The organism is Citricoccus zhacaiensis, assembly GCF_014645315.1.
In the GTDB taxonomy this organism is placed as follows: Bacteria; Actinomycetota; Actinomycetes; order Actinomycetales; family Micrococcaceae; genus Citricoccus; species Citricoccus zhacaiensis.
Genome location: NZ_BMLQ01000003.1, coordinates 383,263 through 396,929, shown reverse-complemented (window position 1 = coordinate 396,929; position 13,667 = coordinate 383,263). Strand labels below are relative to the sequence as shown.

The 13,667-nt window shown below is 69.7% G+C and carries 12 protein-coding genes and 2 tRNA genes; 6 read left to right on the top strand and 8 right to left on the bottom strand.

The genetic code is table 11. The features are described from left to right. Positions 1-50 precede the first annotated feature (50 nt). Genes IEX49_RS07345 through IEX49_RS07335 form a run of 3 tightly spaced genes read right to left on the bottom strand, consistent with a single transcriptional unit; the run spans position 51 to position 2,399 of the window. Positions 51-821 carry a phosphoglyceromutase gene (locus tag IEX49_RS07345; protein ID WP_188805500.1) on the bottom strand — a complete coding sequence of 257 codons (771 nt, stop codon included), beginning with the start codon at positions 819-821 and terminating at the stop codon, positions 51-53. Between the two features lie 53 nt (positions 822-874). Next, positions 875-1,216: a DUF2516 family protein gene (locus tag IEX49_RS07340; RefSeq protein ID WP_188805499.1), complete on the bottom strand. Its 342-nt coding sequence runs from the start codon at positions 1,214-1,216 to the stop codon at positions 875-877. A 4-nt stretch (positions 1,217-1,220) separates the two neighbouring features. After that, the gene (locus IEX49_RS07335; protein WP_188805498.1) at positions 1,221-2,399 is read right to left on the bottom strand and encodes a trans-sulfuration enzyme family protein; all 1,179 of its coding nucleotides are present in this window, start codon (positions 2,397-2,399) and stop codon (positions 1,221-1,223) included. Between the two features lie 80 nt (positions 2,400-2,479). On the opposite strand from IEX49_RS07335, the gene tmk reads away from it, so the two are divergent. From tmk to IEX49_RS07320, 3 genes are read left to right on the top strand one after another with little or no spacing between them, the layout of a single operon-like run. Beyond that, positions 2,480-3,184: a dTMP kinase gene (tmk, locus tag IEX49_RS07330; protein WP_229672365.1), complete on the top strand. Its 705-nt coding sequence runs from the start codon at positions 2,480-2,482 to the stop codon at positions 3,182-3,184. After that, positions 3,181-4,377 carry a DNA polymerase III subunit delta' gene (locus tag IEX49_RS07325; RefSeq protein ID WP_188805497.1) on the top strand — a complete coding sequence of 399 codons (1,197 nt, stop codon included), beginning with the start codon at positions 3,181-3,183 and terminating at the stop codon, positions 4,375-4,377. Before tmk ends, IEX49_RS07325 begins: the two co-directional genes overlap by 4 nt. Before the next feature lie 53 nt (positions 4,378-4,430). Beyond that, positions 4,431-6,005, top strand: a complete 1,575-nt coding sequence (locus tag IEX49_RS07320) for an alpha/beta hydrolase (protein ID WP_229672364.1) — start codon at positions 4,431-4,433, stop codon at positions 6,003-6,005. 32 nt (positions 6,006-6,037) lie between these two features. Here IEX49_RS07320 and IEX49_RS07315 read toward each other — a convergent pair whose 3' ends face one another. Beyond that, a complete protein-coding gene (locus IEX49_RS07315) occupies positions 6,038-6,766 on the bottom strand; it encodes an HAD family hydrolase (protein ID WP_229672362.1) in 729 nt (242 codons plus the stop codon). Positions 6,767-6,976: 210 nt separating this feature from the next. Here IEX49_RS07315 and IEX49_RS07310 point away from each other — a divergent pair. Then, positions 6,977-7,050 (top strand) — tRNA-Thr (locus IEX49_RS07310). Positions 7,051-7,143: 93 nt separating this feature from the next. Here the strand turns inward: IEX49_RS07310 and IEX49_RS07305 are convergent. From IEX49_RS07305 to IEX49_RS07290, 4 genes are read right to left on the bottom strand one after another with little or no spacing between them, the layout of a single operon-like run. Next, positions 7,144-7,602 (bottom strand): hypothetical protein, encoded by a 459-nt coding sequence (locus IEX49_RS07305; RefSeq protein ID WP_188805495.1) that lies wholly within the window; start codon positions 7,600-7,602, stop codon positions 7,144-7,146. Then, a complete protein-coding gene (locus IEX49_RS07300; protein WP_188805551.1) occupies positions 7,602-8,591 on the bottom strand; it encodes an NAD(P)H-quinone oxidoreductase in 990 nt (329 codons plus the stop codon). The genes IEX49_RS07305 and IEX49_RS07300 overlap by 1 nt, the downstream gene beginning before the upstream one ends. Further along, positions 8,579-9,961 (bottom strand): HNH endonuclease, encoded by a 1,383-nt coding sequence (locus IEX49_RS07295; protein WP_188805494.1) that lies wholly within the window; start codon positions 9,959-9,961, stop codon positions 8,579-8,581. The genes IEX49_RS07300 and IEX49_RS07295 overlap by 13 nt, the downstream gene beginning before the upstream one ends. 5 nt (positions 9,962-9,966) lie before the next feature. After that, positions 9,967-10,419, bottom strand: coding sequence for a hypothetical protein (locus IEX49_RS07290; RefSeq protein ID WP_188805493.1), 453 nt, complete (start codon positions 10,417-10,419; stop codon positions 9,967-9,969). 181 nt (positions 10,420-10,600) lie between these two features. On the opposite strand from IEX49_RS07290, the gene IEX49_RS07285 reads away from it, so the two are divergent. Together IEX49_RS07285 and IEX49_RS07280 are read left to right on the top strand one after the other, a co-directional pair. Further along, positions 10,601-10,688, top strand: a tRNA-Ser gene (locus tag IEX49_RS07285). Positions 10,689-10,944: 256 nt separating this feature from the next. Further along, on the top strand, positions 10,945-13,662 hold the full coding sequence (locus IEX49_RS07280; RefSeq protein WP_188805492.1) for a 5'-nucleotidase C-terminal domain-containing protein: 2,718 nt from the start codon (positions 10,945-10,947) through the stop codon (positions 13,660-13,662). The last annotated feature ends 5 nt before the right edge of the window (positions 13,663-13,667 follow it).

Genomic DNA, 13,667 nt, shown 5'->3' with positions numbered 1-13,667 from the left:
TGACCGGCCGACGTCGTTGTTGGTGGGCTCGCGGCTCGCGGGCTACGGGGCTACTGAGCCGGGCCCTGAGCGCTGCCCTGGGCGGCCACCGCGGCGGCACCGGCGGCCGCGGCCTCCGGATCCAGGTAGCGGCCGTTGGCGGTCACCGGCTTCAGATGCTCATCCAGCTCGTAGTACAGCGGGATGCCGGTGGGGATGTTCACCCCGGCGATGTCCTCGTCCGAGATGCCGTCCAGGTGCTTGACCAGGGCGCGCAGGGAGTTGCCGTGGGCGGCCACCAGCACGGTCTTGCCGGCCTTCAGGTCCGGCACGATCTCGGTCTCCCAGTACGGCAGCAGCCGCGTGACGACGTCCTGGAGGCATTCGGTGCGCGGGATGCCCTCTCCGAGGCCGGCATAGCGGGGATCACCGGCCTGCGAGAACTCGGAGGAGTCGTCCAGCGCGGGCGGCGGGGTGTCATAGGAGCGGCGCCAGACCATGAACTGTTCCTCGCCGAACTCATCCCGGATCTGGGCCTTGTCCTTACCCTGCAGGGCACCGTAGTGGCGCTCGTTCAGACGCCAGTCGCGCTTGACCGGGATCCACTGCCGGTCAGCGGATTCGAGGGCCAGGTTGGCGGTGGTGATGGCCCGCTTCAGCACGGAGGTGTGGAGGACGTCCGGCAGCAGACCCTCCGCGGCGAGCAGTTCACCGCCCCGGGCGGCCTCCTCGCGGCCCTTGGCGGTCAGCGGCACATCCACCCAACCGGTGAACAGATTCTTCTCATTCCAGTCGCTCTGGCCGTGCCGCAGCAGGACGAGCTTGTAGGGTGTCTCAGCCATGGCCACATCCTAACGGGATGTCACCACGCGGCCCGCCGTGCGACGGGACCCGATCAGTACCCGTAGGGGCGCGAGCCTCCGCTGCCGAAGAGCTTCAGCTCGCCGCGCGGCCCGGCCAGGTACACGGCGGCCACGCACAGGGCGGCGATCTGGAACAGGCTGAACCCGGCACCCAGGCTGTTAACGGCCCCGGCCATGGACACCACGCCCACGAAGGCCGCCACCCCGGTGAGGAGCAGCCAGAAGGTCTTGGTCTTCTGCCCGGCCCGTTCGAACTGGTCCTTGCCCCGGATCAGGCAGTCGCCGAAGGCCCAGACGGCCAGCACGACGGCCACCAGGGACAAGGCGATGTAGAGCCAATTCTCAATGGTCGAGACTAGAATCCACGGGTACATGGGCTCAGCCTACCGCCGCGGCCCGCATCCCGGCCTGCAGGTCCTCCCACAAATCGTCCACGTGTTCGATGCCCACGCTCAGCCTCAGCAGTCCGGCCGGGACGGTGGCCGGTTCACCGTCGAAACGCCGGCGGCGCTCGACCAGCGACTCCACGCCGCCCAGGGAGGTGGCGGGGACCCAGTGGCGCAGGTTCTGGACCACGGCATCGGCGGCTGCCGCACCCTCCATCACGACCGTCAGCACGGACCCGAAGCCACCCTGCATCTGGGCTGCGGCCAGGGCGTGCTGCGGGTGCTCCGGCAGGCCCGGGTACGTCACGGCGGCCACCGGCAGGGTGCCCTCGCGCCGGGCAGCGTCGAGGCGGCGGGCCAGCTCGGCCGCATTGGCCTGCGAGCGCTCGAGGCGCAGGGCCAGGGTGCGCATGCCGCGCAGCGCGAGGAACGCCTCCATGGGGCCGGCGATCGCCCCGTGCAGCGTGCGGTGGGCGTGCAGCCGGCGGTGCAGGCCGGCGTCGTCCGTCACGGCGGCACCCAGCACCACGTCCGAGTGCCCGGCCAGGTACTTGGTCACCGAATGGACCACGACGTCGGCGCCCAGCTCGAGCGGCCGCTGCACCAGGGGCGTGGCGAAGGTGTTGTCCACCACCACGAGGGCGCCGGCCGCGTGGGCGGCCTCGGTGAGTGCGGCGAGATCCGCCACCTCCAGCATGGGGTTGGTGGGCGATTCGAGCCAGAGGATGCTGGCGGGACCGTCCGCGTCCCCGCCATCGCGCACGGCGCGGACGACGGCCTCCGTGTCCGTGATGTCCACCCGCTCCACGGCCAGCCGCCCGGTCTGCTGCAGCGAGTCCAGGAGGGACAGTCCCCCCTGGTAGGCGTGCTGCGGGGCCACGATGCGGCCACCGTTCGGGGCCAGGTGCAGGGCGGCCGAGATGGCGGCCATGCCGGAGGAGAACAGCAGGGCGGGCCGTTCGACCGGGTCCTCCACGCCCTCCAGGGCTGCCAGCAGCTGCTCCGGGCCGTCCCAGGTGGGATTGGACATGCGCCCGTAGAGCCGGCGGGGTCCCGCCGCGTCCGGCTCCCAGCCGACGAACGTGGAGGTGAAATGCACCGGGTCGTTGACGGGGGCATCCACCTCCCGGGCGGGACGGGAGGCACTGACCAACAGGGTTTCGGGATGCATCCTGAAATCGTACGTCCGGGGCGGGCCTGGGGCTGTGGATCGTTGCCCGTTGTGACGGCGTGGGCCGTTAGGCTGGACCGGTGATCGAGCAGCCTTCCACCTCCCCCGGACCCGTCCTTGCTCGGACCGGTCCGCAGGGTCTCTTCGTCGCCTTCGAGGGCGGGGACGGCTCCGGCAAGTCCACCCAGGCGCGGCTGCTCGCCGAACGGCTGACGGCCGAAGGCCACGAGGTGCTGCTGACGCGCGAGCCGGGCGGGACCGACGTCGGCGAACAGCTGCGCTCCCTCGTGCTGGACCCGGCCCACGCCCCCATCGACCCGGTGACCGAGGCCCTGATCTTCGCTGCCTCCCGTTCGGCCCACGTCCGCCAGCTGATCGGTCCGGCCCTGGCCGCCGGCCGCACCGTGGTGACCGACCGCTACGTGGACTCCTCCGTGGCCTACCAGGGTGCCGGCCGGGACCTCGGCACGGACACGGTGGCCGGGATCAACGAGTGGGCCACCGGCGGGCTGCACCCGGACCTGACCGTCCTGCTGGACGTGGACACCGGCACCGCCGCCACCCGCCGGGCCGGCCGCGCACAGGCTGCCGGCGGCACCGGTCCGGACCGCATGGAGTCCGAGCCCGAACCCTTCCACCAGCGCATCCGCACCGCCTTCACGGACCGTGCCGCCCAGGCCCCGGACCGCTACCAGGTGCTCGACGCCGGCCGGTCCGCCGTCGAGATCGCCGCCGAGGTCTGGGGACGGGTCGCCGGGCTGCTCGGCCAAGGGGCCGGCCGATGAGCGCCGCACCCGTGGCACCCGCGTGGGCCGAACTCGCGGGCCAGGAGGCCGCCGTCGGGCAATTGTCCCGGGCCGCGACCATGGACTCCCCCACGCATGCCTGGCTGTTCACCGGTCCGCCTGGCTCCGGACGGTCCAATGCCGCGCGGGCGTTCGCCCAGGCGCTGCAGTGCGAGCAGGAGGACCCGGCCCAGCGCGGCTGCGGGCGCTGCCACGCGTGCCTGACCGTGCACGCGGGGACGCACGCGGACGTCAAGGTCATGGCCACCGAGAACGTCACGTACAAGATCGACGAGATCCGCGAGCTGATCTCTCTCGCCCAGGACCGCCCCTCCTCCGGGCGGTGGCGGATCTTCATCATCGAGGACGCGGACCGCATGACGGAGCGCGCCACGAACGTCCTGCTCAAGGCGATCGAGGAGCCGCCGGCCCGGACCATCTGGATGCTGTGCGCCCCCTCCCCCGCGGACGTGCTCGTGACCATCCGCTCCCGTTGCCGTCCCGTGGGATTGCGCATCCCCGCGGTGCAGTCGGTCGCGGACCTGCTGGTGGACCGCGACGGCCTGGACCCGGCACTGGCGCTGTTCGCGGCCCGCGCCTCCCAGTCCCACGTGGGCATGGCCCGGCGGCTGGCCCGCGACGAGGGGGCGCGGCAGCGCCGTGAAGCCGTGGTCCACCTGCCGCTGCGGATCCAGGCGACCTCGGACGCGGTGGCCCTGGCCAAGGAGCTGGTGGAGGTCACCCAGGAGGAGGCGAAGTCCTCGGCCGAGGTCCGCAACGCCGAGGAGAAGGCCGGTCTGCTGCGTGCGCTGGGCCTGGGTGAGGACGAGAAGGTCCCACCCAAGCTCCGCAACCATGTCAAGCGCCTCGAGGACAGCCAGACGGCACGCAACAAGCGCTCCGTGCATGACACCCTCGACCGCGCGATGATCGACCTGACGGGCCTGTTCCGGGACGTGCTGGCCCTGCAGCTGGGCACCGGGGCCGAGCTGGTCAACGAGCACCTCCGGGACGAACTCGGTTCCTACGCCCACGGAGTCACCGCCGAGCGGACCGTGGCCCGGATCGACGCCGTGGCCACCGCCCGCCGGCGTCTGGCCGGCAACGTGCCCCCGCTGTTGGCGCTCGAAGCCATGACGATGAGTTTCCTGCCGGACCGCATCCTGGACCGCCGCCCAGGTCACCAGGCCTGACCCACTGACCACCGCCTGACCACCGCCTGACCACCGCCTTGAAAGGACCCCGCGTGCGCCTGCACCCCTTCCCGTCCAGCTCCGGTGCCATCGCCGCCGTCTTCGCAACCGCCCTGGTGCTCACCGGTTGCACAGCGGACGGCGGGCCGGACAGTGGGCCAGGTGGGCCAGGTGGGCCGAACTCTGGAGCCGCGGAGCCGACGTCGGGCACCGCCGCCGTTCCGGAGGGGCTGGAGGATCTCTACGCCCAGGAACCCGCCTGGCAGTCCTGCGAGCAGGATGCCGGCGACTTCGAGTGCGCCACCGTGGAGGCCCCGCTGGACTATGCGGATCCGGAGGGTGAGCGGATCGAGCTGGCCCTGGTCCGGACCGGCGGCGCCGAGGATGGCGCCCCGCACCTGCTGTTGAACCCCGGTGGCCCGGGCGCGTCCGGGGTGGACATGGTGGTGGACTCGCTGGACTACGTGGTCTCCGGAGCCGTCCAGGACCACTACGCGGTGGTCGGCTTCGATCCGCGCGGCGTGTCCCGCTCCACGCCGGTGGAGTGCCTGTCCGACGAGGAGATGGACGCTGCCCGTGAGGAGCACATCGATCCCTCCACCGATGAGGGCCTGGACCAGGTCCGGGAATCCGCCCGGGAGTATGCGCAAGCCTGCGATGAGAACACCGGCGAGGTCCTCGGCCACGTGGACACCGACTCCGCGGCCCGGGACATGGACCTGCTGCGGGCCGTGCTGGGCGATCAGCAGCTGAACTACCTCGGCTTCTCCTACGGCACCGCCCTAGGGGCCTCCTACGCCGAGCAGTTCCCGGCCAACGTGGGCCGGATGGTGCTGGACGGGGCCATGGATCCCTCCCTCGACGAGTTCGAGGTCACCCTCGGCCAGGCCGAGGCGTTCGAGCAGGCCATCACGGCGTGGGCCGAGTCCTGCCTCGCCGGCCCGGAGTGCCCGCTGTCCGGCACTGCGGAGGACGGCGTGCAGCAGCTCCGCGAGCTGCTCGCACAGGTGGAGCAGTCCCCGCTGACGTCCTCCGACGGGCGGCAGGTCCCGGCCGCCACCTTCGTCGCGGGGCTGATCACCCCGCTGTACGCCGACGAGAACTGGCCGATGCTCACCCAGGCCGTCGCCGACGCCATGAACGGCAACCCGGACCTGATGCTCTACCTCGCGGACCTGAACGCCGGACGGGACGAGGACGGCGAATACGGTTCCAACATCAACGATGCCTTCACGGCCATCAACTGCCTCGACTCCTCCGCGCCGTCCGACACCGAGACGCTCCGGAGCCAGGCCGAGCAGCTGGATGAGGCCTCCCCGACCATCGGACGGTTCCTGGCCTTCGGCGGGGCGAACTGTGCCGAGTGGCCCGAGAAGCCGGTGGACGAGCCCGCGCCCGCCAGCGCCCCCGGGGCAGCGCCGATCGTGGTCATCGGCACCCAGGGCGATCCCGCCACCCCGTACGAGTGGGCCCCGGCACTGGCCGACCAGCTCGAATCCGGGGTGCTCGTCTCCTGGAACGGCCAGGGCCACACCGCCTATGGCCGGGCCGGGGAGTGCATCGGGGCCGCCGTGGACGGGTACCTGATCGACGGTGAGGTGCCGGAGGACGGGCTGACCTGCGACTGATACGTCTGCCCGCTGGTCAGCGGGTCAGCCGGTCAGCAGCCGGCGCCGGTCACCAGGGCCGGGATGTCCCGGATCGAGGGCACGACGGCGGTCGCCCCGGCGCCGCTGAGCACGGCCTCGTCGTGATAGCCGGTCAGCACCCCCACGGTCAGCCCGGCACCGGCCCGCTGGCCGGCACGGATGTCCCCGGCCGTGTCCCCCACCGTCATCACGGAGCGGACGTCCTCGAGGTCCAGGGCCAGCAGTGCCGTGAGGATCATGTCCGGGTAGGGCACGCCGCGGCCGGCGTCCGAGGGACACAGGCTGAGATCGGAGACGCCCATCCAGTCCAGTGATTCCAGGATCATGTTCTGAGTGTGACGGGCGAAGCCCGTGGTCAGCACGATCTTCAGGCCCGCCTCCCGGAGAGCGGCCACGGCCTCCGCGGCACCGGCCACCGGGCGGACGCCACGTTCGGCGAGCAACCGGTCATAGGTGGCCTCGAAGCACGCATTGGCACGGCGGGCCGCCACCGGGTCCTCGGCGAAGACCGAGCGGAAGATCTCATGCCGCGAGGTACCACGGGCCTCACGGAAATACCCCACCATCGCGTCCGAGCGGGAGCCACCGGGTTCGATGCCCTCCTGCAGGATCGCGGTGTTGAACGCCTCGTCCTGGAGGCCTCCCTCATCCACGGTGGTGCCGGACATGTCCAGGACGGCCAGCTTCAGCGGACGCCGCGAACGGACGTCCCGGTGGGGTGGGGTGGTGGCAGGCCTCATCACAGCTGTCCTCCCGTAGACAGACGGCCCGGCGGGTGCCGGGCCTGTCATCATGTTCGGACCACTCCACCGCAGTGACCTGTCCTGCGGTTGGACGTGAAGTGAACGTCATCTGTGGGTTGTGAACGCCGTGTGCTCTCTCTGCTTTTGCCCGGCGGGGTACCGGCCCGCTATCATCGATAGCCGTGGCACCCCCGGGTGTCAGCATTCGCCTCCTTAGCTCAGCTGGCCAGAGCAGCTCCCTCGTAAAGAGCAGGTCGCCGGTTCGAATCCGGCAGGGGGCTCAGACAGGAAACGCGCCGTTGAGGGGATCTTCTCCGCAACGGCGCGTTGTCGTTTCCAGTCCCAGCGGGCTTGCTGGGCCTTGCGACGCTTCCTCAGGCTCCCGGGCGGAACCCGGCAGCTTCTTCCGCCTCCTGCACGGCGGCCACGACCTTCTCGGCTCGGCGTCCCACCGAGTGCAGGGAGGCCTGCCCCAGCCGGAACAACGCCGCGGCCTGGGCGGTGGTGGCCAAGTCGTTCGCTGCTCGGGAGAGGATGCGGTGCACGTCGCTGCCTGAGGCGGGGACCTGCAGACCGGTCCCGGGGTGCTGGCGGTGGGCCTCCGCGCACAGGTGGCGCACCCGCGGCGCCAACTCGGCCAGCACGTTGCCGGCGTTGACCAGCCCGTTCAACTCGTCCTCGGGGATCCTGCCCTCGGCGCGGGCCTCCTGGACGACCTGCCAGTACCGGTCCAGCGAGCGGATGAACCAGTCATGGCTCCGGCGCCAGAGTTCGGTCCCGAGCTCTGTCTCATCCTTCTTGGCCTGCCGGCGCCGCGCGAACGGTCCGGCCATCAAGGCCTCTCCCCGGCCACCAGCAGGATCTTGCCCGTCCGGTCCGCCTCTTCAAAGCGGTCCTGGGCCGCCGCCACGTCGTCCAGAGCGAACACCGCGTCCGTGGTGGTGCAGATCGCTCCGGAGGCCACCAGCGGCCAGACGTGCTCGGCCACCTCCCTCATGATCCCGGCCTTCTCCTCCGCGGGCCGTGGCCGCAGCATCGTCCCGGTCACCACGGCGTTCTTGCCCATGACCTTGCCGATCGGCAGGGTTCCGGAGGCACCGCCCTGCAGGCCGATCACCACCAGCCGCCCGCCTTGCGCCAAAGCAGCCACATTCTTCTCCAGGTACTTCGCCCCCATCACGTCCAGGATCACATCTGCGCCGTGGCCGCCGGTGATCTCCTTCATCCGGGCCACGAAGTCCTCCTCGCGGTGGTTGATGGCCGCCTCAGCACCCAGCTCGAGACTCCGCTGCACCTTAGCCGCGCTACCGGCGGTCGCCACGGGACGCGCGCCCAGTGCCTTCAACAGTTGTAGAGCGAACGAGCCGATCCCGCCGGTGCCACCGTGCACGAGCACCCAGTCGCCCCGGCCCACGCCGGCCTGCTGGACCAGGTTGGACCAACAGGTGGCCGCGACCTCCGGGAGGCCGGCCGCATCGGTGAGGGAGACGCCGTCGGGGACGGGGACCACCTGTCCGGCGGGGACCGACACGTACTCCGCATAGCCGCCACCGGCCAGCAGGGCACAGACCGGCGTGCCGAAATCCCAATTCCCGACGCCGGCCCCGGTCTCCTCGATCGTTCCGGAGACCTCCAGCCCGGGCACCTCCGAGGCACCCTCTGGGACCGGATAGTTGCCCGCCCGCTGCAGCAGGTCCGCGCGGTTGATGCCGGCAGCAGTGACCCTGATGAGGACCTCACCGGGCCCCGGCACAGGAAGGGTCAGGTCCTCCACTGAGAGGACCTCACGCCCGCCGGCGCCGGCGTACGTCACGGCGCGCATGGTGTGGTGATGGAGCTCCTGGGACATGGTCCTCCCCTTCTCTGGTGGCTGGCCAACGACTTTCTCAGCGTTGCTTCTAGGCTACTCGGGTGGTCTGGTTGCAGGGTGTGGCCTGGTTGCAGGGTCGCGTGAGCCATCCCGAAACGCAACGGTGGCCTCAGCGCCGATCTCCTAGTCCGTGGCGTGACTGTTAAGCGCAGCGGCGAGCCGTCTGGCGCGTCGTTGGGGAGGTCGTCCGGCAGGGTGGCGGTCACGGTGGTGTTCGTGGAGCAGGCGATCACCCGTGACTGTCCGGGTTCCTTCGGCGGTGGTTCTTTCAGCGGTGGTGCTGTCGACAGGCGTTCTGGCTCTGCTGGTGGGGTGAGGGGCCGGGGGTGATTGGTGTACTCGTGGCCGGTGGGGGTGGTAACGCGGAGTTCGCCGGCGGTGGCGTGGTGGGTCCAGCCGGGGTTCTCTTTGGTGTGGTTGCAACGCACGCAGAGTCCGGAGGCGTTGTCCCAGGAGGTGGGCCCGCCTTCGCGGTGGGGTGTGGCGTGGTCGATGTGCCGGATCGGGGCATCGCAGTACGGGGTACGGCAGACCCCGTCACGCAGGAGCACCATGTGCCGCAGCAGGCCGGAGAAGGCACGGCGGTGTGAGTCCATCGCGACGAGTTGACCGGTTCCAGGTGCGGTGTAGAGCCGGCGGATGAAGACCTCGGCCTCGGTGTCTGCGATCATCCGGCGTGCCGCTGGGGCCGGGATCGGACCGTGACCGGGCATCCACGCCGGGAGGTTTGCCTCCCGCCCGAATCCAGAAGCGGACTGACCAGCAGTTCCGGTAGTGGACCCGGCTGGTCCGACGGGGCTGGAAGAGTCGTTGGCGGTGTCGAGGAGGGCGGTGTCGGTCATGATCAGTTGGATCTCGACGGGGACGGCGTCGGCGGTGGTCTGGCCCGTGAGGCGCTGGACGAAGAGGTCGGTGAGTACCTGCTGTGGCGTCCTCTCGGCGGCATCGCCTTCGGCGATGGTGCTGGCAGCGGCCGTGGTGAGGTTTTGATAGCAAGCGGCAGCCTGGGCCATCGGGAGCAGGGCGGTGAGGTAGGCCATGCCGGGGTTGGTCTGGGCGGGTTTCAGGCTCAGGTGCCGGTCCCGGCAGGCTTGTTCCTGGCGTTGGAGTGCGGCGGCAGGGTCTTGCCCTTGGGCGGCAGCTTGGGCTTCCTGGATGAGTTCGCGGTGGCCGAGGAATTCGATCCGCCCTGCCAAGGCAGAGTCGGCGGCCTGGCGTTGAGATGAAGTCAGCCAGTGGGTTTGGCGGTCCATCGCGGCGGCTTGTTCTTCGCTGATGCGTCCAGTGGTCAGTGCCTCCAGGGTGTGAGGCAGGTCCGCCACCAAATTCAGGTGGCGAGGCGGAGGTGTCTGGAGCCCCGGGATCCGGTGCGGCGGGCCAGACCGACCTCACCGGGCAGGCCACGACCCCGACGAGCTTCGGGGATGCCTTGGGCGGCCTCGGTGGTGGTGCGGTGGGCGTGCAAGGCGGCGGTTTCCCGGGCTTGGGCGGCTGCACAGGCCGATTTCAGTGCTTCCAGGGCCTGAATCCGGTCAATTGCCTCTGCTTCGGGCCCGTCCGGAGAGGCAATGACCTGCCGCGCGTCCAGGTCATCGGGATTGAGGGCTGCGGCGGGGACCATCCGCGCCAGGGCCCAGCGCAGGCCGATGAGGTGAAGCGCGTTGGCCGGAACAGCAAGGGCCGGCACCAGCGAACCGGCGGCTGCAGCGCTACCGGTGGCGCCGCCGTCGGGCTGGCGCACGTCACTTTCGCTTGGCTCACTCGGCTGGGCTTCGAACATGTGTACTACTCTACGAAGGTGGCCGGACACGATAAGCACCGGCGACCGGAGTTGTGGATGAAGGTTGGAGAAGGGCCACCTGTACAGGACTGAGGCGGCACCGTTGCGGGAGCGGAACAGTCCCAGCCATGAACTGCCGTGAGACCGGTAGGCTGATCGGGGCCTTTAGAATGGTCCCCTGGGATGGTTGTCCGAGCGGCCGAAGGAGCTGGTCTTGAAAACCAGTGTGCGGTAACCCCGTACCAAGAGTTCGAATCTCTTACCATCCGCGCATGCACCACCCGCGATGCCGTGGCAGCCGAACCGGTTGCCACGGCATCGTGGTCTTTTGGATCTGGTCTTCACCAGCCCTGCCCTGTACCGTTCCCTCCACCGTTACCGGAATTTCACCCGGCGGTGATCAGATGTCAGGGCTGCCACTTCAGTGGAAGTCGACCAGCGCCGGTACATCCCCATCGCCGGCGGGTCCGCACCGTCCAGGGGAACCAAAGAGGGAATCACATGTCGCTGCAGTCAAGGAAGTCCTTGCTGGCAGGTGTTCTGACCGCGGGGCTCGTTGCCGCCCCCGCCGTCGCCGTGCCTGCGTCTGCCACCACCGAACCACCCGCGCCGGCCTCCACAGGGGCCGGCGCTTCCGTGTCCACCGATGAGGCCGTGAAGGCCGCCGCCGAGCCGGCGGCCGAGGGCACCGAGAAGATCTCCATCCTCAGCTTCAACGACTTCCACGGGGCGCTGTCCGAGGAGTACGCAGGCACCCTCTTCTCCCACACGGTGGAGGGCTACCGCACCGCCTTCGAGACGGCCAACGGCGAGGGCTCCACCCTGCTGACCTCCGCCGGCGACCTGATCGGTGCCTCCGCCTCCGTGTCGAACGTCCAGGCCGACGAGCCGACCCTCGAGATCATGAACCAGCTCGGCCTCGCCGTGTCCGCCGCCGGCAACCACGAGTTCGACAAGGGCCTGGACGACCTCACCGGCCGCGTCGCCGACATCGCCGACTTCGACTTCCTCGCGGCGAACTTCGTGGATCCGGAAACCCAGGAGCCGGTCATCACGGACCACGAGATCTTCGAGGTCGATGGTGTCGACGTCGCGGTGATCGGTGCCGTCCCGAACAACCTCTACGCGACCACCACCGGATCGGGCCTACAGGGTAACGAGGTCATCGACCTGGTCGACGCCGTCAACGGCGTGGCCCAGGAGATCGAGGCCGCCGGCACCGCCGACGTGATCGTGGCCTCCTACCACGACGGTGCCTCCGGCAACGGCGACCTGGCCACCGAGGTGGAGAACTCGGCGGTCTTCGATTCCATCGTCAACGGCACCGACGAGTCCGTGGACGTGATCTTCAACGGCCACACCCACCAGACCTACAACTACGAGACCACGGCCGGAGAGACTGAGCGCCCGGTGGTGCAGGCCGGGCAGTCCGGCAACCTGCTGGCCGCCGTTGAGCTGACCGTCGACTCGGAGACCAAGGAGGTCGTGGACTACTCCTCCGACCTCATCGAGCGGACCGCTACCCCGATGACCGGCGACGAGCCGAATCGCGCTTTCGACCCGGCGGCCATGGACGCCCTCGTGGCGGATTCCACCGAAACGGTCCAGGCCATCTACGAGACCGAGAAGGCCGCCGTCGCCGAGTTCGACGAACTGAAGAACACCGTGATCGGCGAGATGGACTCTTCCATCACCACCGACTATCAGACCCGCATCGAGGAGTCCGGCAGCTGGCGTGCCGGTGGCACCCGCCGGCAGGAGACCACCCTCGGTAACTGGGCCGCCAACGCCCTCAAGGACCGCATCTCCCTGAGCAACCCCGAGGTGGACCTCGGGGTCACCAACTCCGGCGGCCTGCGCGCCGAGTTGCTGTTCGACCGGCTGACCGGCGGCGGCGACTTCTCGAACAAGGCGGCCGACATGATCGGCAAGGTCAGCCTCGGTGAGATCTTGGACCTTGCTCCCTTCGGCAACACGCTGACCTACTTCGACATCCCGGGTTCCTCCCTCAAGCAGGTCCTCGAGGAGAACTGGCAGGAGGGGAAGAAGACCCACCACCTCGGCTGGTCCGAGGAACTGACCTGGACCTATGACGAGTCCCGGCCGCAGGACGACAAGGTCACGGGCATCTGGATCTCCGGCGAGCCCGTGGCCATGGACGAGATGTACACCATCGGCACCCTGTCCTTCCTCGCCGATGACTCCTGGGTGGGCACTGAGAACTCTGCCCCGGACGGGTACGAGGGCTTCGCCATCGGCCAGGAGAACAAGGTCGACCTGGGCATCATGGACAACCAGGCCTTCCAGGAATACGTGATGGCCGAGACCGCCGCCTCCGGCGACATTCGCCCGGACTTCGCCAAGAAGGCGGTGGAGGTCAAGGACGCCACCGGCACCGCCGCCCCCGGGGCTCAGCTCTCCCTGACGCTGGAGAACCTGGAGATGGATTCCGACGGTGCAGGCGATGCCACCTCGGTCTCCGTGGTCTTCCAGCCGGCCGAGGGCGAGGCCGTGGAGGTCGGCACCGTGGAGGTGGCAGCAGACGGCGAGTCCGCAGACCTGTCCACCTTGCAGGCACCCGAGACCACCGGCGTGGGCGAGCTGATCATGACCGTGGCCTACGACGACGCGTACGAGTCCACCACCGAGGTCCGCTCGGCCCTGACGATCGGCACCGATGTCCCGGCGGACTTCTCGGACAATCAGCCCGGTTCGGTGTACTACGCACCGGTGCGGTGGATGCAGGCCGCCGGGGTGACCACCGGCTACACCGATGGCACCTACCGCAAGGCGGCCGAGATCACCCGTGGGGAGTCCGTGGCCTTCCTGCAGCGCTACCTGGCCCCGGACTACACCACCGACCCGGCGGAAGCAGTGTTCCCGGACGTGCCCGCGGGCGCCCCGCACTTCACCCCGATCGCCTGGGCCGCTGACGACTCCGACGGCGCCCCGGTCTCCAAGGGCTACACGGACGGCACCTTCCGTCCCGGCCAGGACGTGACGCGGGCGGAGTTCGTGACCTTCCTCTACCGGGCAGTGGATCCTGAGGGCTTCACCGCTCCCGAGGTCTCGGTGTTCCCGGACGTGCCGGCGACCGGCTCGTACTACGAGGCGATCTCCTGGGCCGCCGCCGAGGGACTGGTCAACGGCTACCGGGACGGTGACTACCGCCCGTACGACCCGATCAGCCGCGGCGAGGTCGCCAAGGTCATGTACCAGCACGACCTGACCGACAACGGCTGACCGAA